Below are 1,008 nucleotides of genomic sequence, written 5' to 3' on the forward strand. Positions count from 1 at the left end.
ATTGACTGCCGACCACCACCGGCTTGCGGCCGAGTTGCGCCCAGGTGAAGTTCCCTTCCGGCTGCCGCACGCCTTCGAGCCTGCCGGCGCAGTGATCGGGCGCGGCCTCCGCCACCAGCAATTTCATCCCGCTGGCCAGTGCCCGCGACAGCGTCGCCGTCGAGTGCCAATCGCCAGGAGAGAATGCGATCTGCGCCAGGATGTCGCCCTCGTCGAAGCCCGACGTCATCTTGTGCAGGCTCACCCCGCCATGCGCCTCATACTGCTCGTCGACGACGAGCCGCGCGATCGGATGCGGGCCCTTGTAGTTGGGCAGCAGCGCCGGATGCAGGTTCAGTCCGCCTTTCGCGAACAGCTTCAGCAAGGTCTCGGGAATAAGCGTGAGAAACCCGAACGTGATGAGGACATCGGCGTGGAAGCCGGCAAGGCGCTGGCCAAGCGCGGCCCAGTCGTACGGGCGGCTGAATTCGATCAGCGGCACCTCGGTGGGGATAAGATGCCGCTTCAGCACGAGCTTGCGTTTGCGCCGCCGCCGCCAGGTGCTGAAGCTCGACTGTTTGCCGGGCCGCGGACCAGGCACGACAAGCGCGGCGATGTGATGGCCTTTCTCCAGCCAGCCGGCGAGCATCGGGGCCGTGATCGGCGTTATTTCGATGATGAAGACGGCCGAGATGGGTCTGTCCGGGGCTGCTGTGTGATCAGCCACGATACGGCCTCGGCCTCGCTAGCCGCTGGATCCAGCGGAACGCGTCGCGGCGCAGCCGCGAGCGCATCTTGTCCCTTGAATTGACGCCGAGCAGCGTCTCGCGGGTAATCAGTCGCCTGGCGAGCCGGATGCCGAGGTCGGGCTTGACCCGGTTGGCAAGGTCGAGGGCGCGCGCCTCGTCGAAAAGCCTGCCGGTCACGTCGAGCACGGTCGCCAGTTCGAGCTCGATGCCGGTCATGCGCGCGGCATCCAGCAGCCGCGCTTCGGCCGCCGCCGACTGCAACGCCCGCACGCCTTGCAGC

General features: G+C 67.0%; 1 protein-coding gene and 1 pseudogene. Both read right to left on the reverse strand.

Annotated elements, in window-relative coordinates; translation table 11 throughout:
• The coding region (locus tag EN742_RS35955; protein ID WP_281035057.1) for a formyltransferase family protein at positions 1–706 on the reverse strand (706 nt) is incomplete at its 3' end.
• A pseudogene (locus EN742_RS35960) lies at positions 699–1,008 on the reverse strand (hypothetical protein); the annotation flags it as partial. The gene EN742_RS35955 and the pseudogene EN742_RS35960, both read right to left, overlap by 8 nt.

Origin of the sequence: Mesorhizobium sp. M4A.F.Ca.ET.020.02.1.1, from assembly GCF_004022645.1 — a bacterium.
Taxonomy (GTDB): Bacteria; Pseudomonadota; Alphaproteobacteria; order Rhizobiales; family Rhizobiaceae; genus Mesorhizobium.